The organism is Arthrobacter silvisoli, from assembly GCF_003369445.1.
GTDB lineage: Bacteria > Actinomycetota > Actinomycetes > Actinomycetales > Micrococcaceae > Arthrobacter > Arthrobacter silvisoli.
In genome coordinates this window covers 104,481-121,835 of record NZ_QRCU01000076.1, presented here as the reverse complement: position 1 = coordinate 121,835, position 17,355 = coordinate 104,481, and the positions used below count along the sequence as shown (strand labels likewise).

Genomic DNA, 17,355 nt, shown 5'->3' with positions numbered 1-17,355 from the left:
AGACTCACCCGCCCTTGGGAACCCCCGAAAATTTCGTGAATCTCCGGATTTTCGCAGCGTGGGCTAGCATTGCAGCTCAGACGACCCGCGCCGGGTCCAGGATCCAGGAGGTGAGACCCATCAACGCAATGGCAGTACGGGTGCTCCCTCCGCAGCCACGTCCCACCCTGGCGTAGCGGGCCGGAGAGCGCCCCTCGGTACCCGAAAGGCTCTCCCATGACCACATTCCCCTCGCACCACGCCCGTTCCGTGCTCACCCTCCGCCTCCGATCCGCGGGCTGCGTCTTCGCCGAGGAAGAGGCGGCCCTGCTCCTCGCCGAGGCAGGCTCGCCGGCGGAACTGGAGCGGATGGTTGAACAGCGCATCGCCGGCTCCCCCCTCGAGCAGGTCCTCGGCTGGGCCGGATTCCGGGGCCTGCGCATCGCCGTCGATCCCGGCGTCTTCATCCCGCGACGCCGCACGGAGTACCTCGTCGAGCTGGGTGCGCGGTTCGCGCAGCCGGGCTCCGCCGTCGTCGATCTCTGCTGCGGCACCGGCGCTGTGGGTGCCGCCCTCGCGGCAGAGGTCCCGGGCATTGAACTGCACGCGGCAGACATCGATCCCGCCGCGGTCCGCTGTGCGCGCCGCAACATCGAGACCGTGGGCGGACTGGTCCACGAGGGCGATCTCTATGCGGCGCTGCCGCCCTCGCTGCGCGCCCGCGTGGATTTGCTGCTGGTCAACGCCCCGTATGTGCCGTCGACGGACATCGCAACCATGCCGCAGGAGGCCCGGCTGCATGAGCCGATGACAGCGCTCGACGGCGGACCGGATGGTTTGGCGGTGCAGCGGCGGACCGTCGCGGAGGCACCGTTGTGGCTGGCGCCGGGAGGCCGCCTGCTGATCGAAACAAGCGCCCGGCAGGGGCCGCGCACGGCCGCCCTGTTCGAGGCCGCGGGGCTGCGTGCGGAGGTGCTCCGCTCGGAGGAACGTGATGCGACGGTAGTGCTCGGATTCAGGCCGGAATCGACCCGCAAAGATCACAATTAGATAACGACGCGACAGGAGTGTCGGAAATCCGCGGATTTCCGCGGGTTTCTGGGGCGAAACCTGTTCCGCGATACGCAACAGATCGCCCTCGGAACCGTGCAGCCGGCCCCGCGGCAGCCCTTGGTATGACCGGAACCCCCGTAAAATTGAAACCCTGCCCGGAGCGGGGCAGCTGTACGTCGCAAGCAAATGACCTCCTTAGGAGGGGCCCAAATGCCCACAGACCAAAGCATCACCGACTCTCTGGAAGGCGCCAGGAACGCCCCCGGACTTACCGCATCCACACCCCGCGGTTCAGCAAGATTGAAGTTTCCCGTCCGCCGCCGGCTCAAGGTTTCCGACGTCAACGTCGTGGACCAGCCGATGCTCAAGAAGGCTCTTGGCGGAACCATCGTCGGCAACACCATGGAATGGTACGACGTCGGTGTCTTTGGCTACCTGATCACCACCATGGGCCCGGTCTTCCTTCCCGAAGCGGACCCCTCGGTGCAGACACTGTTCCTCCTTGGAACCTTCGCCGCGACCTTCGTCGCCCGTCCGCTCGGCGGCGTGGTGTTCGGCTGGCTGGGCGACAAAGTGGGCCGCCAGAAGGTGCTGGCCGCGACCCTGCTGCTGATGGCGGCAAGCACCTTCGCCGTCGGGCTCTTGCCCGGCTACGCGCAGATCGGCATCTGGGCGGCTGCGCTGCTGGTCATCCTGAAGCTCGTCCAAGGCTTCTCCACCGGCGGTGAATACGCCGGTGCCACCACTTTCGTGAGCGAGTACGCGCCGGACAAGCGGCGCGGATTCTTCGCAAGCTTCCTGGACATGGGTTCGTACATCGGCTTCGCCCTCGGTGCCGCCCTGGTGTCCGTCCTGCAGCTGGCCCTCGGCCAGTCCGCCATGGAGGAATGGGGCTGGCGCCTGCCGTTCCTGATCGCCGGACCGCTCGGCGCGATTGCGATCTACTTCCGGAACAAGATCGAGGAGTCCCCCCAGTTCCAGGCGGCCCTCGACGCCCAGGAAGCCCACGCCGCCGAAGCCGCCGCCGGTGACGCCGCCGTAGCCAAGGGGCCGATCGGGATCATCAAGGCATACTGGCGCCAGATCCTGATCGCCATGATCCTCGCCGCCGCTGCCAACACGGTGGGTTACGCGCTGACCTCCTACATGCCCACGTACCTCACGACGTCCAAGGGCTACGATCCCGTCCACGGCACCCTGCTGACCATCCCCGTGCTGGTCATCATGGCCCTCTGCATCCCGCTGACCGGCAAGCTCTCGGACCGGATCGGCCGCCGTCCCGTGCTGTGGATCGGCGCCCTGAGCACCATCGTGTTCTCGGTTCCCGCGTTCCTGCTGATCGGCGTCGGCGAGATCTGGTCCACGCTGGCCGGCCTGTCGCTGATCGCTTTCCCCGTGACTTTCTACATCGCCAACCTGGCCTCGGCGCTCCCGGCCCTGTTCCCGACGTCGAGCCGTTACGGCGGAATGGGCATCGCCTACAACTTCTCCGTGGCGATCTTCGGCGGGACCACGCCGTTCATCGTGGACGCCCTCATCCAGGGCACGGGCAATGACATGATGCCCGCCTACTACCTCATGGGTACCTCCGTGGTGGGTGCAGTCACCATCTACTTCCTGAAGGAATCGGCCCGGCGCCCGCTGCCCGGCTCCATGCCGAGCGTGGACACCCCGGCCGAGGCCCGGGAACTCGTGGCCACCCAGGACGAGAACCCGCTGATCGACCTGGACGAGCTGCCCTTCGAGGACACGGTTGGCGCTACGGCCGGCCACGGCACGGAGCGCGAAGTCCGGAAGGAAGCCGTAGCCGTCTCCTAGGGCGTCCCGCTTCGCCCCGCCCACCGGCGCCTCCTACCGGAAGCATCGGCCATCGCCTTAGACTCGGCAGATGGCCGATGCTTCTGTGGGTTCTACCGTGGGTTCGTCTGTGGGGTCACTGCACCATCTGGAAATCTGGGTCCCCCACTTCGAACGCGCGGCGGCCGAGTGGGGCTGGCTGCTCACGGAGCTCGGCTACTCTCCCTTCCGGCAGTGGCCCAACGGCTGCAGCTGGAAACTGGGCTCCGCCTACGTGGTGGTTGAGCAGTCTCCCGACCTCACCAGCACCATCCACCGGCGCACCGACGCCGGCATGAACCACGTGGCGTTCCACGGAGGCAGCAGGGACAACGTGGACCGGCTGAAGGAGCTCGCCGTGGACTCGGACTGGTTCGAGCTCTACGCGGACAAGTATCCCCATGCCGGCGGCCCGGAGCACTACGCAGCCTTCCTGATCAACTCGGACGGTTACGAGGTGGAGCTGGTGGCGGAGTAGCGCCCTGGCCGTTCAATTTTCCCCCGTTAAAACCCCGGGCGTCCTGTCCACGCGACCGATTCCTTGACCAGGTCTCCCGTGAGCAGATCGACGAGGGCATCGCCATGGGTCAGTTGCGGATGGTGCCCGGCACCCGGCACCGAGATCAGCTCGACGTTCGGAAGTGACTCGAGCTGCTCAACCGCGCCCGGGGCGAGGGGGTCTCCGCTTCCCGTGATGATGCGGACCGGGCCGCTGAATCGTCCCAGCGCTTCCCGGAGTTCGGCACGCCACTGCTTCGATCCCGCACGGGCGAGATGCTCTGCCACCCTCTTGGCGCTCCTTCGCTTGAGGTCACCGACACTTGACTCGAGAGCAGCCGCACTCGCTTCCGATCCGGTCAGCCGGCGGGACAGCCGTACCGGGCCGGTACGCCGCAAGTAGGTCCTGACGAACGGCTTCAGTCCGGCCGGGACACCCGCCGGGCCCTGGAGGAAGAACGGTGCGATCAGGGTGAGGGACCTGATCTGCTCCGGGAACCCGTCAGCTGCGAGCACGGCCGCAGCCGCGCCAATGGAATGGCCGATGAGGTCGGTGGGTTCGTCACCCAGCACGGCGGGCAGCCACTGTTCCCAGTCCTGAACGCCTGTTCCGCCGCTGAGGCCGAGTCCGGGCAGGTCGACGGCCCGTGCGCCGATGCCCGAGGCTACCTCGGCCCAGGTGTCGGCGTTGACCGGCAGGCCGGGAAGGATCACCCGGCTGGATCCGGGGACGCCGAGTTCGAAGGTCCTCACACCGCCGGCGTCGACGAACCGACGGTCGTCCGCCTTGGCGGCACCGAAACGATGCGCGGCCAGGTGGTCGGCCCACCGGTCGAGGGACACCAGCACGCCGGGCGTGTGGATCCCGTGTCTGTCGGCCAACTCGACGGCGGACTCTGTCGGATAGCGGTCGGCGGACAGGAAGCCGAGCGTCTCGGGATCCGCCTTGGTGATGCGCTGCGGGAGCCGCTTGATGACCCCGACCGGCATCCTCAGCCGCGGGACCTTCGCGCCGAGATGCCGGCCGACGTGCGTGAGCAGATCTGCCAGCGGCGGGGTGGCGTCGTCCAGGACCCAGTAGGCCTTGCCCGCAGCAGCGGGATCGACCGCTGCCGCCGCCATGAAGGTCGCCAGGTAGTCGACCGTGACGACCGGGAGGAACGTCGATTTCCCGGCGGGCAGGGCGGCCGCGGTGCCGTCCCAGACCTGCTCGATGGTGGTGGCCAGCCCGATGTGCTGGTCGGACTCCCCGGTCACACTGTCGCCGATCACGCTGGACGGATTGACGATGGTCCAGGGAACTCCGCGCTCCAGGGCTAGGGCCTGGAAGATCGCGTCGGATTCAACCTTCGAGGCTTCGTAGCCGCCCAGTTCCTTGTAGACCGCGGCGCGGTGCTCGTCTGGCCACGGAACAGTTGCGGGGTCCTGTCCGCCGACGCGGTAGCCCGACACATGGACGACGCGCTGCAGCTTGGGGAGATCCCCGGCGAAGTCGATGAGCTTCTCGACGATGCCGACGTTCGCACTGCGTGCCTCCTGGGCGGTCATTCCGAATCGGTAGGACCCGGCGCAGTTGTGGATCTCGGTGATGAACGGGAACGCCGAGGGGCCGCCCGCGACGATTTCAGGGGCATCGAAGTCGACAATCGTCGTGCTGATGCTCCGTGTCAGGCCACGCTCCCTGACCCACTGCTGGACCCACTCTCCCGACGTGGTGGTCCGGACTGCCGCCGTGACGTTCGCACCAGCCTCTGCAAGGGTGAGGACGAGGTGCCGGCCGACCAGTCCCGAGGCTCCGAAGACCAGGGCGTGACGGGGGACTTCGTGCGGAGTCATCGCGTCCCCCCGATTGCCTGGCAGCGCTGGTCGATGAGTTCGGCCACGACGTCGGCGGCCGCGCCCAAGGGCCGGGTGCTCCGCGTGGCGCGAGAGACGATCACCGCCCCTTCGATCGTCGACACGACGACGGTCGCCAGGGACCGGGCCCCCTCGGCGTCAATACCACTGGCCTCGAGCAACGCGGCCGTCGGGGCGATCCACGACTCGAAGGCGGTGGCGCACGCCTGCCGCAGCCGCTCGTTCTCAGCACCCATTTCCAGCGTGACGACGGAAACCGGGCAACCCAGCCGGTAGTCGCTCTCGCTGACGATGGCCGCCAGGGTCTCGATCACGGCGCGGGCCGCTCCGGCCGCCCCGCCCGCTGAAACTGCGGCCTCTGCAATCAGCGCCTCGAACTGCTTCGCGGCGAGTTCGACCGCGGCGACGCCCAGTCCCTCCTTCCCGTCGGGGAAGTGGAAGTAGATCGACCCCTTTGGTGCTGCGGCGTGTTCGATCACGGCGTTCAGGCCTGTGCCGCTGTAGCCGCTGGTCTGGATGAGCTCGAGCATGGACTCTGCGAGCCGTGCCTTTGTCAGGTTTCCTTTGGATGGCATAAGGAAATAATAGACCAGTCTACATATTTTGCGAACCGGCGGGAATGCATCAACAAGGAGAGGCGTCGTCACCGGCTCAGCGGCCAAGGCCCCGCAGGTACCTGTTCCGTTCCTCGATCAGGCGCTGCAGGTACCGCCCCAGGAATGCCTTCTCCACGAGGCGGCCCAACACACCAAACGGGGCAGTGAACTCGACGTGGTCGATCATGAGGGTCCCGCCGCCGTCGGGCTTTGAAGCGTCGGGCGCCGAAGCACCGGCCGGCGGACCGTCGGGCAGGAATTCATGCACGTGCCGGAAGGCACGGAACGGGCCGCGCTCCTGCTCGTCGGTGAAGGACTCCGGGAAACTGAACTGCGTGATCCGGCTGGTCATCCGCACCGGCAGCCCGAAATGCCTTGCCCGCCAGGTAACCGTGTCGCCCAGGGACATCAGGCCGGCGGTCACCCCGGCCACCGCCCGTTCGCCGGACTTAGCCATTGAACCCAGGTGGGCATCCACGCTGCGGGAAAGGTCGAAGGCCTGCTCCGGGGACATGTCCAGCCGGGTCCGGCAGGTAAACGAGACCGCCATGGGAGGATTCTTGCACGCCGCTGCGCCATGGCGCTGCGCACAGTGTGACCGGGCTGATAGCGGGCAACCGCGCCGTTTGGTACTTTTCGGGAAGGCCCGGTCCCACAAAGAAGAACGGCGGTATTCCCCGGTGCGCAAGCTTCTCTCCCTCGCCCGGGACCTCAACTCGATCGGCCCCGCGAACAACGACCGCCTCTCCGCGGTGCGTGTCGCACTCAGCGTCGCGGTACCCACGCTGTTCCTGCTGGCGATCGGCAGGCCCGAGCTCACGCTTTACGCGGTGTTCGGCGGCCTCACCGCAATGTACGGCAGGAACGAAGGCCACCAGCTGCGGCTCAGGCACCAGCTCCAGGCGGCGGCGGTGCTGGTTGGCGGCGTCACCGTGGGCACCTTCCTTGCCATGAACCACATCCACTCCTGGGGGCTCGTGGTGGTGGAAGCGCTACTGGCCGGCGTCGGTTCCGTCTATTCCGACCGGGTACGGCTCAAGCCCAACGGTCCGTTCTTCGGCATCCTCGCGCTCGGCGCCTGCGCCTCCGTTCCCCTGGCCGCCCCCTTCGGGGTGGCCGTGCTGATCGCGGCGGCGTCGGCGTCGTTCTCGTTGCTGGTCGGCTTCGCAGGCTGGCTCCGGGTCCGCGCCTGGAAGTCCGGCGCCGTCCGATACGCCCCGGCCCTGACCCCGCAGCTCCGGCGGGCCGCCGTCGTGCATGCCGCCCGCTACGTAACGGCGGTGGGTGCCGCAGGAGCGATCGGCGTGCTGAGCGGCAGCGGCTATCCGCACTGGGCGATGGCTGCCGCGGCGGTCCCGCTGGCCGGCGCCGACATGCCCAGCGCCGTCAACCGCGGCATCCACCGCATCGTGGGCACCTTCCTGGGCCTCGGCGTCGTGGCCGTCGTACTTTTCCCCGGCCCGCTGTCTCCCCTGCAGCACCTCCCGGCCACCCTTGTGCTGGTCGCCTTGGTGATCATCTGCCAGTTCTGCACCGAGCTCTTCATGACGCGGCACTACGGCTGGGCCATGGTGTTCTTCACTCCGGTGATCCTGCTGATGACGGAGTTGGCCGCACATACGGATCCAGGGCGCCTGATCAAAGAGCGCGGCATCGAGACCCTGGTGGGGGCGCTGACCGGGATCGCCGTGGTGGTGCTTATCCGTTCGAGGAAGCGCCGTCTGTAGAGGCGCTTTCCGGCGAAGCCGGCAGCGGCCTCTTCGGCGGGCCTGCCGTAAGCCGTGCAGGCAGGACGCGGGCGACGGCGGTCACCACCTTGTAGCGCTTCGTGGGAATCGAGATGGCCTTGCCGGCCTCGTTGTCCGCCAGTGCCTCGCTGACCACCCGCTCTGCCTTCAGCCACATCCAGCGCGGCGCCACGGACTTGTCCATGCCCATCCGGTCGTGGAATTCGGTGTGGACGAATCCGGGGCAGAGGGCCGTCACCTTGACCCCACGGGCGGCGTAGGCGAGGTTCGCCCAGCGGCTGAAACTCACCTGCCAGGCCTTGGCTGCCGAGTAGCTGCCCCGGTTGGCGAACGCCGCCACGCTGGCCACGTTGATGATCCGGCCCGAGCCGCGCTGCAGCATCCCCTGCAGCGCAGCGTGGCAGAGCTCCATGGGGGTCTGGACGTGGAGGCGCAGGTGGCGCTTTTCGTCGTCGGCGCTGTTCTTCTCAAAGGAGTGCAACAGGCCGATCCCGGCGCTGTTGACCAGCACGTCCACCGGCCGCGCGGCGTCCAGCAGGCGTTCGACGACGGCGGCCACCCCGGCGTCGTCGGCCAGGTCCGCGGGAAGCACCTCCGCCGTGATGCTGTAATCCCGTTCCAGGACCTCCGCCTCGGCCCGGAGCCGGCCGGCGTCGCGCGCCACGAGCACGAGGTGGTGGCCCTCCTCGGCGAGCTGCCGGGCGAACTCAGCGCCCAGCCCGGCGGTGGCCCCGGTGACGAGTGCGGTGAGGGCATTCGCAATGGCGGTCATACGCCAAGCGTAGTCCTGCCTTCGGCAGGAGCGACGGCGGCTTGCCCTGCGGCGTCGCGGACCTTCCTGCCGCGGATGTAGCCCACGATTCCCAGGGCGAGGATGCTGCCGAGCGTGCCCAGGGCGAAGGCTTCGAAGGTCAGCTGGGAGACGCCCCAGACCCCTTCGAAGTCGTAGCCCAGTCCGAAGAGGACCTCCAAGGTTCCCGGGAAGACCGCCACCCACGAGCCGACAAGGATCCAGGCGAAGCAGATGACGCCCAGGATCCGGAACCCGGTGTCGGAAACAGGAACCTTGAAGGGCCGCACGGCGTCCGGGTACTTCCTCCGCAGCCTGACGGCGGCCGGAATGGCCAGGAGGTAGCTGAGCAGGAAGGTGGAAATGGCGATGGTCAGCACCACACCGAACAACGCGCTGCTGGTCCCGCTGAGCTGCATGGCGGCGAGCATGAACAGGGTGGCCACGAGGCCGGAAAGGGTGTTGACGCGGATCGGGGTGCCCAGCTTGGGGTGGAAGCGGCCGAAGAAGCCGCCGAAGAAGGAACCGTCCGCGGCGGCCATGGCCTGCATGCGGTCGCTGATGATCATCCACGCCGCGCCCTGCGAGACCAGGACGAAGCAGAAGACGATGGCCGAGACAGCGAGCATGGCCTCCGCCGCGGGGCCGAACACGGTGTAGACCGTGGCCACGGCGCCGAACAGCCCGCCGATGCCGGTGATCTGGTCCAACGGCACCACCAGCAGGATGGCGAGGATCGGCAGGAGGTAGCTCGCCGCGGCGATCATTGAGGAGCGTGCCACGGAGATCGGAACGTCCTTGGCCGGGTTCTTCATTTCGCCGGCGGCGCTGTTGCCGGATTCGAAACCGAGGAAGGAGAACAGCAGCAACGGGGTGACGCCAAGGAAACCGGCGAGGGTGGGCGAGAAGAAGCCAAGGTCCAGGCCGTTGAAGCCGTGCTGCAGTCCGTAGACCAGGGTGACGATGATGAAGAAGGTCAGGAACACCACCTTCAGGATTGCGCCGAGGGAGGGCAGCCATTTGCCGTGCTTCAGGCTGATGATGGCCGAGCTCACGGTGATCCAGATGAACGCCAGCTTGAAGAGGTAGTCCCCCACACTGCCGGCCTCCACGTGGCCCACGTACTCGGACCAGGTTTCCACCGCCACGAACGACATGGCGCCGCCCACCCACACCGGCTGGGTGACCCAGGTGAAAAGGGAGGTGATGGCGGCGACCACGCGGCCGTAAGCCATTTTGGTCCAGACGTACACGCCGCCTTCTTCGGTGAATGCGCCGCCGGTCTCCGCGAAGATCAGCCCGTACGGGACCATGAAGGTGATGGCCAGGATGAGGGTCCAGGTGAAGGTTTCGCCGCCGAAGCCCGAGACCTGGCCCAGGACTTCCACGGAGATGACCGCCGCGACCACCAGCAACAGGATGTCGAAGCGGCCCAGGGATTTCTGCAGATGCTTGCTTTGCTCTTGGGCAAGGCTGGTTGAGGAGATTGGCTGATCCATGATCGGTCCTTTGCTCTGCTTAAGTTTGCTACTGCGCGGGGTTAGTGGACAGCGCAGGGTGGGTGGACAGTGCGGCATGGGTGGACAGTGCGGCATCGTTCGCGCGGCTGTAGACGGCGGTGCCGCCGGCGAGCGTGAGTTCGACGCCGATCCCGCCCAGGGCGGCGGCCTCGGCGGCGTAGGGATCGGCGTCGAGCACCACCAAGTCGGCCGCCATGCCCTCACGGATGGCTCCGCGTTCGGTCTCGAGCCTGTTGGCGCGCGCCGCGCCGGTGGTCTGGGCGGCGAGCGCTGCAGCCAGGGTGATGGCCTCCCCCGGCAGGAGTGGCTCGTTCTGCGACCGCGCGTCCCGGGCGTGCGGGTCTGCCGGCGGCGCCGTGCGGTTCACCGCGGTGTGGATGCCCCACAGCGGGTCCGGGCTGGAGACCGGCCAATCGCTGCCGATGGCCAGTTCGACGCCGGCGCGGCGCAGGGTCTCGAAGGCGAAATGGACCTGCTGGTGTGCCTCGTCCAGGTAAGGCAGCTTGGTCTCCACAAGCACGGGGTCCCGCCGGGCCCAGAGCGGCTGGATGTTCGCGATGGCGCCGCTCGCCGCGAAGCGGGCAACGTCGGAGGGGTCCACGAGGTCCAGGTGGGCGATCTGGTGCCGCGGATCCCACCCCGGACGGCCGGGCAGGTCGAGGGCGGTGACGCAGTCCCGCACGGCCTGGTCCCCCACGGCGTGCAGGTGCAGGTCGAATCCTTCTGCATCCACCGCCCGGGCGATGCGCACCAATTCGTCCGGCTGGATCAGGCTCATGCCCAGCTCATGCGGGTGTCCCTTGTAAGGCCGGGTCATGGCCGCCGTGAGGTTTTCGCAGACGCCGTCCACCATGATCTTCACGGCGGTGGCCCGGAAGCGTCCCCGCGCGGCCTCCCGGCGGGTCTTGAACATTTCGATCTGTTCGAGGCCGCGGTCCCGCTCCCACCAGAGGGCACCGGTCACGGTGGCGGTCAGGAGCCCGTCCGCCTCCAGTGCCAGGTAGTGCCTGTACGAGTCGGGCATTCCCAGGGCCTGCCCGACGGCGGCATCCTGCCAGGCGGTCACGCCCAGTGAGTGCAGATAGGACTGCGCGGTAAGCAGTGCGCGGCGGATGTGCTGTTCGTCCGGTTCCGGGATGAGGGCGGAGACGAGGCCTGCGGCGTGCTCGATGAGCATGCCGGTGGCCGCGCCGGTCCCGTCCCGGGCGATGATGCCGCCGTCCGGGTTGGGGGTACCGTCCGTGATTCCGGCCAGTTCCAGTGCCCTCGAATTCACCCAGGCACCGTGTCCGTCATGGCTGATGAGGAACACCGGCCTGTCCGGGACGAGCTCGTCCAGCACCGTGCGGTGCGGGAAGCCGCCGTCGAACACGTCGCCGTACCAGCCCGCGCCCTGGATCCATCCATCACGCGGATGCGTGCGGGCGAAGTCCGCGATCAGGGAGCGGTACTCCGCCAACGAATGGACGCCGGAGAGATCGCAGCCGAGCATCTGCATCCCGCCGGCCAGCGGGTGGACGTGGGCGTCCTGGAAGCCCGGGAGCAACGCCTTGCCCGCAAGGTCGAGGTATTCGGTCGCCGGCCCGCGCCACGCGGCGGCGTCCTCGCCGAGGGCGACGATCCTGCCGCCGGCCACGGCGACGGCGTCGGTCAGGGGACGACTCGGGTCCATGGTGTGGACGGGGCCGCCGTGGAAAATCCAGTCTGCATGGGTCATGGTGCCACTTTCGCGTGGGTGGTGATGGAGCCGGGGTTGAGCCGCACCAGGGCGGGGGCGGTGCGGGCGATCGCGATGTAGGCGAGGGCGCTCACGGAGAGTCCCACCAGCCAGGCGATGTCGATCCCGCCCATGGCCTCGGCCACGGCTCCGGTGTAGAAGGGTGTTGCCATGAACGGGACCTGGGCGAGGACGCCGATGGCGAAGACGATCAGGGATCCTGCGTTCCACCGCCCGTAACGGCCGCCGTCGGGGGCGTAGAACTCATCCACCGCGTATGAGCCGTGCCGGATTACGTAGTAGTCCACCAGGTTGACGGCGGACCACGGGATCAGGACGTAGAGCAGCACGCTGAGGAAGCTGAAGTAGGACGAGGCGAAGCTCGTGGCTGCGGCGAGCGCCAGGCCTACGCCCAGCACGTGGAGCACCAGGGACGTGACCAGACGGGCCCTGGCTCCCGGGCGCCACCCGCTGAAGAAAGTCTCCACGAACGTCAAGGCACACAGCGCGCTGCAGTAGGCGTTCACGGAGTTTCCGGCGGCGGCCACGAACGCGAAGCCCACCAGCACGACGGCGCCGAGCACCGGGCCGAGGATGCCGTTGAGCCCGGTCATGGTGTCAGCACCCGCTACTGCGATCCCGACCCCGGAACCGAGGATCATCAGCAGGGCGCTGGAGAGGACGCAGCCCAAGTACGTACCCCAGAAAGCGCCCGTGGTGCCTGTTTTGGCGGGCATGTAGCGGGAATAGTCCGACACATAGGGCGCGTACGTCAGCTGCCAGACGATGCCGATCGCCAGCATGGCCAGGAAGCCCGTCCAGGTGAATTCGCCGTGGTTCATCTGTGCCCAGAAGTCGCCGCCGGCGAAAAGTGCGACGAAGGAAACCAGCACGAGGGCCCCGACCATGTACGCCCCCAGTTCCGTGACCTTGCGGACCAGGTTGTAGCCGAAGGCCGCAATGACGAAGCTCAGCACGGCGCAGCCGATGATCATGCCGGTACCGTTGGCTTCGGGCAGCAGAGCCGTGATGGAGTCCGAGGACACGATGAGGTTCGAGGAGAAATACCCGACGAACATCAGGATCGCCACCAGGACAATGAGGCTTGCACCGCGGGAGCCGAACTGGCCGCGGGCCTGGAGCATCTGCGGCACTCCCAGCTGCGGTCCCTGGGCGGCGTGCAGGGCCATCCCGATGCCGCCCAAGGCGTGGCCCAACAGGATGGCGAGCAGCGCGCCCGCCATGGGGAGGCCCAACAGCGTGGTGGCGGTCGCGCCGGTCACCACGGTCAGGGGCGTCATGTTCATGCCGAACCAGATGGTGAAGAGTTCCCGGGAACGGCCGTGCCGCGCTTCCTCGGGGATGGGGGCAATGGATTCCTGTTCGATGTCGAAAAGCCGTGAACGGAGGAGCATCGTTTTCATGGAAGGCAGTCCTTAGGAAAAAGGGGGAGGATGCTTTGCAGATTGCCGGCCGGCCCCTCCCCTGGGTTCCCCGCGGGGCCGGCCTCGTCTGCTGTCAGACCAGCGTAGAAGCGTGAGCTGCATCACGTAAACAAGGTAAAGTCGATGCGGATCATCGCTAATTCCGATGTACTCAGCCGAATTGGATCCACGTCGTCTTGGGCGCCGTGTAGTTGTCGAAGGCGTGCAGGGACAGGTCGCGCCCGAAGCCGGACTGCTTGAAGCCACCAAACGGCGTGGTGTTGCCCAGGGCGTCCACGGTGTTCACCGAGACCGTGCCGGCGAGCAGCTCCCCCGCCACCCGGTGCGCGCGCGAGAGGCTCGAGGTCCATACGGAGGCGGCCAGGCCGTAGTCGGTGGCATTGGCCAGCCGCACCGCCTCTTCTTCCGTGTCGAAGGCCTGCAGCACGGCCACCGGCCCGAAGATCTCTTCCCGGTGGACGTCGTGGTCCGCCGGCAGCCCGCCCAGCAGGGTGGGCTCCAGGTACGCGTCGGAACCGCGGATCTCCCGGCGCTCGCCGCCGAAAAGCACCTCACCCTCGGTGCGCCCGCGCACGATCCAGCGTTCGACGTCGTCGGCGTGCATGCTGCTGATCAACGCACCGTTGCCGTCCAGTCCCGCGAGCGGGTCCGCCGGCGCGTAGCCGGCCGCGGCCGCGGTGAGCAGGGCCGCGAACTCGTCGCGGACCTCCCGCTGGACCAGGATCCGGGAGTTCGCCGAGCACACCTGCCCCTGGTTGTAATACGCCCCGAAGGCAGCCTTGGCGGCAGCGGCGGCGAGATCTTCGGTGTCCGCGAAGATGATGTTGGAGCTCTTGCCGCCGGCTTCGAGGCTCAGCCGCTTGAGGTTGCTGCGCCCGGACGCTTCGAGCAGGGTCCGGGAGACGGCGGTGGAACCTGTGAATGCGAGTGCGGCGACGTCCATGTGATGCGCCAGCGCGGCGCCCACCTCGCGGCCGGAACCGGTGACGACGTTCAGCACGCCGTCCGGGAGACCGGCCTCGGCGGCCAGCTCGGCCAGCCGCAGCACACTCAGGGAGGTCTGCTCGGCAGGCTTGAGGACGAGGGTGTTGCCGGCCGCCAGCGCGGGGGCGAGTTTCCAGACGGCGATTTCCAGCGGGAAATTCCACGGCACGATGGCAGCGACCACGCCCAGCGGTTCGCGCGTGACGAGCGCCGTGGCTCCCGGGGGCACCGCCGGCATGTCCCCGGCCTGCTTGTCGGCGGCTTCCGCGTACCAGCGCAGGGTGGAAATGGCTCCCGGGACGTCCACCGTTGTGGTCTGCAGGATCGGCTTGCCGCTGTCCAGGGTTTCCAGCAGCGCGAGCTCGTTGGCGTGTCGTTCCATGAGCGCGGCGAGTTCCAGCAGCACGCCCTTCCGGGCTTCGGCCCCTACCCGCGACCAGGCCGGGAAGGAGTGCCGTGCGGCGGCAACAGCACGGTCGACGTCGGCGGCGGTGCACGCGGTGAGCTCAGCCAGGACCCGGCCGTCTACCGGGCTGACCGTGGTGCGCGGCGGCTGTCCGCCGGTGACGCGGCGCCCGTCCACGAAGGCGCGGCCGTCGATCGCGAGGGAGTCCGCCCGGTCCTGCCAGTCGAGGGAAAGCGTGGTGTTCATGGTTGCTCCTTGGTTGTCAGGGTTGCTTCTGCGTTCAGGGTTGCTTCTTGGAGTGTCGTTCGGGACGGCGGTGCAGGCGGAGCGCCACGGAGGCGCCCATCAGGCAGGCCAGTTCGACGCCGATGAGGACAAGCATGGATCCCGCATGGCCCGGCAGTGCGGCTCCAGCCGCGCCGTGGTGGCCACCCGCGCCGGGTGAAAGCAGCAGGACCAGGTGGATGAGGATCATCGCGGCGCTCATGGCGAGCAGATGTTTGGCAACCCGCCCGGCGCAGACCGGCCGGGCGGCCATCGGCGAAGCACAGGCGAGGCAGGCCGCACCCATCGCCGCCATCAGCCAGGCCATGGCTCCGGCGGGCGCGGACAGCGCGGCCGCCACGTGCGCTGCGCTCCCGGCACCCACGGATACCCCCACGATGCCCGCCGGAATCCGGGCGCGGATCCCCTCACTCCTCCAGCCGCGCAGGCGGGCGCGGATCCGGGCGGGCCCGGTGCGCGCTGCGGGAGGTACTGCAGTGTGGTTCATGGATTTCCTGCCTGCCCGGCGCCGATCAGTCGGGGGACTTTACGCCGGGGCTGTGAGGTGGCTAACATCAAAGCGTTGGTTGAACAGTTGTACCATCAAAACCAGACTTCAGGAAGTGCCATGACCCTTCAGACGACCCCCCTGCTCGCGGTGGCCCAGCCCGCTGTGGCCCAGCACCCGTTGGAGCAGCTCTCGGCCCGGGAAATCCATGAGGCCCGCCGGATCCTGGCGGACGCCGGCCTGGTGGCCGACACCACCCGCTTTGCGTACCTCGGCCTGGTGGAGCCGCCGAAATCCGCCCTGTACGCAGACGTGGACGCCCGGTTCCCGGACACAGCCGCCCCGGACCGCACGGTCCGGGCAATGCTCTGGGACGCCGCATTGTCCCGCTCACTCGATGTCCGGCTGTCCCTGGCCGCCGGAGAAGTCCTGGAACAGCGTGAGCTGGATCCCGCCGTCGACGGCCAACTGCCCGTGCTGATCGAAGAATTCGGCATCATCGAAGACATCCTCGCCGCGGACCCGCAATGGAAGGCCGCCCTGGCGGACCGCGGCCTGACCCCGGAACAGGTACGCGTCGCGCCGCTCTCGGCGGGCGTCTTCGAGTACGACAACGAGGAGGGCAAACGCCTGCTCCGCGGCCTGGGCTTCCGGCAGGACCACCCGGGAGACCATGCCTGGGCGCACCCGATCGACGGCCTCGTGGCGTTCGTCGACGTGGAGAACCGCCGCGTGGACCGCCTGATCGACGACGGCCCCGTGCCGGTCCCGGAGGTCAGCGGAAACTACACCGAGCCTGCCATCCGCGGCGAACTCCGCACCGACCTGAAGCCGATCGAGATCACCCAACCCGAGGGCCCGAGCTTCACCTTGGACGGCAACCACCTTTCCTGGGCGGGCTGGGACCTTCGGGTCGGCTTCGACGCCCGGGAAGGCCTGGTGCTGCACCAGCTCCACCACACGCACGCCGGCCGCCGCCGCCCGCTGGTGCACCGCGCGTCGATCTCCGAAATGGTGGTCCCGTACGGCGACCCGTCCCCCTACCGGAGCTGGCAGAACTACTTCGACTCTGGCGAATACCTGGTGGGCCGGGACGCGAACCAGCTCAAGCTCGGCTGCGACTGCCTGGGCGAGATCACCTACCTGTCCCCCGTGGTGGCCGACGACTTCGGCAACCCGCGCACCATCGAGAACGGCATCTGCATCCACGAAGAGGACGCCGGCATCCTGTGGAAGCACACGGACGAATGGGCCGGCTCCAACGAGGTGCGCCGCAATCGCCGCCTGGTGGTGTCCTTCTTCACCACGGTGGGCAACTACGACTACGGCTTCTACTGGTACCTCTACCTGGACGGCACCATCGAATTCGAGGCCAAGGCCACCGGCATCGTGTTCACCGCGGCCCTGCCGGACAACGCGTACGCCTACGCCTCGGAGATCGCCCCCGGCCTGGGCGCGCCGTACCACCAGCACCTTTTCAGCGCCCGCCTGGACATGATGCTCGACGGCGACACGAACCGGGTGGAGGAACTTGACCTCGTGCGCCTCCCGAAGGGACCCGGGAACCCGCACGGCAACGCCTTCACCCAGAAGCGGACCCTGCTGGCCCGCGAATCCGAGGCCGTGCGCGACGCCGACGGCAGCAAGGGCCGCACCTGGCACATCAGCAATCCGGAGTCGCTGAACCAGCTCGGGCACCCCGTGGGCTACACCCTCTACCCCGAAGGGCAGCCCACACTGGCCATGGCCGATGATTCCTCGATCGCCTCCCGTGCAGCGTTTGCCCGGCACCATCTCTGGGTCACCCGGCATGCCGGGGACGAGCTCTACGCAGCGGGCGACTTCGTCAACCAGCACCCGGGCGGCGCCGGCCTGCCGGCCTACGTGGCGCAGGACCGCGACATCGACGGCCAGGACCTGGTGGTGTGGCACTCCTTCGGCCTGACCCACTTCCCCCGCCCGGAGGACTGGCCCATCATGCCAGTGGACACCACTGGCTTCACACTGAAGCCGCACGGCTTCTTCGACGCGAACCCCACGCTCAACGTGCCGCCGTCGTCCGTTGGACACTGCGCCACCACAACGGACGCCCCGAAGCACTGCCACTGATAAGGTGACGACGGCCGGGCACCTCCCGGCCGCCGTCGCCCGTCC

General features: G+C 68.1%; 14 protein-coding genes. 5 read left to right on the top strand and 9 right to left on the bottom strand.

The window, feature by feature from the left end:
• Nucleotides 1–216 precede the first annotated feature (216 nt).
• The 3 genes from DWV11_RS17485 (at nucleotide 217) to DWV11_RS17475 (ending at nucleotide 3,346) form a co-directional block, all read left to right on the top strand.
• The gene (locus DWV11_RS17485) at nucleotides 217–1,029 is read left to right on the top strand and encodes a putative protein N(5)-glutamine methyltransferase (protein WP_115790195.1); all 813 of its coding nucleotides are present in this window, start codon (nucleotides 217–219) and stop codon (nucleotides 1,027–1,029) included.
• Between the two features lie 213 nt (nucleotides 1,030–1,242).
• The gene (locus tag DWV11_RS17480) at nucleotides 1,243–2,850 is read left to right on the top strand and encodes an MFS transporter (protein WP_115790194.1); all 1,608 of its coding nucleotides are present in this window, start codon (nucleotides 1,243–1,245) and stop codon (nucleotides 2,848–2,850) included.
• A 70-nt stretch (nucleotides 2,851–2,920) separates the two neighbouring features.
• The gene (locus DWV11_RS17475; RefSeq protein ID WP_115790193.1) at nucleotides 2,921–3,346 is read left to right on the top strand and encodes a VOC family protein; all 426 of its coding nucleotides are present in this window, start codon (nucleotides 2,921–2,923) and stop codon (nucleotides 3,344–3,346) included.
• 26 nt (nucleotides 3,347–3,372) lie between these two features.
• On the opposite strand, the gene DWV11_RS17470 is transcribed toward DWV11_RS17475, so the two are convergent.
• The 3 genes from DWV11_RS17470 to DWV11_RS17460 all read right to left on the bottom strand — a co-directional run bounded on the left by DWV11_RS17470 (nucleotide 3,373) and on the right by DWV11_RS17460 (nucleotide 6,369).
• Nucleotides 3,373–5,202, bottom strand: a complete 1,830-nt coding sequence (locus tag DWV11_RS17470) for an alpha/beta fold hydrolase (RefSeq protein WP_115790192.1) — start codon at nucleotides 5,200–5,202, stop codon at nucleotides 3,373–3,375.
• Nucleotides 5,199–5,798, bottom strand: coding sequence for a TetR/AcrR family transcriptional regulator (locus DWV11_RS17465; RefSeq protein ID WP_115790191.1), 600 nt, complete (start codon nucleotides 5,796–5,798; stop codon nucleotides 5,199–5,201). The genes DWV11_RS17470 and DWV11_RS17465 overlap by 4 nt, the downstream gene beginning before the upstream one ends.
• Nucleotides 5,799–5,874: 76 nt before the next feature.
• On the bottom strand, nucleotides 5,875–6,369 hold the full coding sequence (locus tag DWV11_RS17460; protein WP_115790190.1) for an SRPBCC family protein: 495 nt from the start codon (nucleotides 6,367–6,369) through the stop codon (nucleotides 5,875–5,877).
• A 130-nt stretch (nucleotides 6,370–6,499) separates the two neighbouring features.
• Between DWV11_RS17460 and DWV11_RS17455 the strand changes: the two genes are divergently transcribed.
• Nucleotides 6,500–7,546 carry an FUSC family protein gene (locus tag DWV11_RS17455; RefSeq protein ID WP_245953753.1) on the top strand — a complete coding sequence of 349 codons (1,047 nt, stop codon included), beginning with the start codon at nucleotides 6,500–6,502 and terminating at the stop codon, nucleotides 7,544–7,546.
• Here the strand turns inward: DWV11_RS17455 and DWV11_RS17450 are convergent.
• From DWV11_RS17450 to DWV11_RS17425, 6 genes are all read right to left on the bottom strand, one after another.
• Complete coding sequence (locus tag DWV11_RS17450; protein WP_115790188.1) at nucleotides 7,518–8,339, bottom strand: SDR family NAD(P)-dependent oxidoreductase; 822 nt, start codon at nucleotides 8,337–8,339, stop codon at nucleotides 7,518–7,520. The genes DWV11_RS17455 and DWV11_RS17450 overlap by 29 nt on opposite strands.
• Nucleotides 8,336–9,856: an APC family permease gene (locus DWV11_RS17445; RefSeq protein ID WP_115790187.1), complete on the bottom strand. Its 1,521-nt coding sequence runs from the start codon at nucleotides 9,854–9,856 to the stop codon at nucleotides 8,336–8,338. The genes DWV11_RS17450 and DWV11_RS17445 overlap by 4 nt, the downstream gene beginning before the upstream one ends.
• A 28-nt stretch (nucleotides 9,857–9,884) precedes the next feature.
• Nucleotides 9,885–11,594, bottom strand: coding sequence for an amidohydrolase (locus DWV11_RS17440; protein ID WP_115790186.1), 1,710 nt, complete (start codon nucleotides 11,592–11,594; stop codon nucleotides 9,885–9,887).
• Nucleotides 11,591–13,018 carry a purine-cytosine permease family protein gene (locus tag DWV11_RS17435; RefSeq protein WP_115790185.1) on the bottom strand — a complete coding sequence of 476 codons (1,428 nt, stop codon included), beginning with the start codon at nucleotides 13,016–13,018 and terminating at the stop codon, nucleotides 11,591–11,593. The genes DWV11_RS17440 and DWV11_RS17435 overlap by 4 nt, the downstream gene beginning before the upstream one ends.
• Before the next feature lie 172 nt (nucleotides 13,019–13,190).
• On the bottom strand, nucleotides 13,191–14,675 hold the full coding sequence (locus tag DWV11_RS17430; RefSeq protein WP_115790184.1) for an aldehyde dehydrogenase family protein: 1,485 nt from the start codon (nucleotides 14,673–14,675) through the stop codon (nucleotides 13,191–13,193).
• A gap of 34 nt (nucleotides 14,676–14,709) precedes the next feature.
• Complete coding sequence (locus DWV11_RS17425; protein WP_245953751.1) at nucleotides 14,710–15,201, bottom strand: hypothetical protein; 492 nt, start codon at nucleotides 15,199–15,201, stop codon at nucleotides 14,710–14,712.
• A 120-nt stretch (nucleotides 15,202–15,321) separates the two neighbouring features.
• Here DWV11_RS17425 and DWV11_RS17420 point away from each other — a divergent pair, with 120 nt between their 5' ends.
• Nucleotides 15,322–17,310: a primary-amine oxidase gene (locus tag DWV11_RS17420; RefSeq protein ID WP_115790183.1), complete on the top strand. Its 1,989-nt coding sequence runs from the start codon at nucleotides 15,322–15,324 to the stop codon at nucleotides 17,308–17,310.
• Nucleotides 17,311–17,355 lie beyond the last annotated feature (45 nt).

Coding starts and splice junctions, on each gene's coding strand:
- DWV11_RS17485 (WP_115790195.1), top strand. CDS start 217: ATGACCACATTCCCCTCGCACCACGCCCGTTCCGTGCTCACCCTCCGC.
- DWV11_RS17480 (WP_115790194.1), top strand. CDS start 1,243: ATGCCCACAGACCAAAGCATCACCGACTCTCTGGAAGGCGCCAGGAAC.
- DWV11_RS17475 (WP_115790193.1), top strand. CDS start 2,921: ATGGCCGATGCTTCTGTGGGTTCTACCGTGGGTTCGTCTGTGGGGTCA.
- DWV11_RS17470 (WP_115790192.1), bottom strand. CDS start 5,202: ATGACTCCGCACGAAGTCCCCCGTCACGCCCTGGTCTTCGGAGCCTCG.
- DWV11_RS17465 (WP_115790191.1), bottom strand. CDS start 5,798: ATGCCATCCAAAGGAAACCTGACAAAGGCACGGCTCGCAGAGTCCATG.
- DWV11_RS17460 (WP_115790190.1), bottom strand. CDS start 6,369: ATGGCGGTCTCGTTTACCTGCCGGACCCGGCTGGACATGTCCCCGGAG.
- DWV11_RS17450 (WP_115790188.1), bottom strand. CDS start 8,339: ATGACCGCCATTGCGAATGCCCTCACCGCACTCGTCACCGGGGCCACC.
- DWV11_RS17445 (WP_115790187.1), bottom strand. CDS start 9,856: ATGGATCAGCCAATCTCCTCAACCAGCCTTGCCCAAGAGCAAAGCAAG.
- DWV11_RS17440 (WP_115790186.1), bottom strand. CDS start 11,594: ATGACCCATGCAGACTGGATTTTCCACGGCGGCCCCGTCCACACCATG.
- DWV11_RS17435 (WP_115790185.1), bottom strand. CDS start 13,018: ATGAAAACGATGCTCCTCCGTTCACGGCTTTTCGACATCGAACAGGAA.
- DWV11_RS17430 (WP_115790184.1), bottom strand. CDS start 14,675: ATGAACACCACGCTTTCCCTCGACTGGCAGGACCGGGCGGACTCCCTC.
- DWV11_RS17425 (WP_245953751.1), bottom strand. CDS start 15,201: ATGAACCACACTGCAGTACCTCCCGCAGCGCGCACCGGGCCCGCCCGG.
- DWV11_RS17420 (WP_115790183.1), top strand. CDS start 15,322: ATGACCCTTCAGACGACCCCCCTGCTCGCGGTGGCCCAGCCCGCTGTG.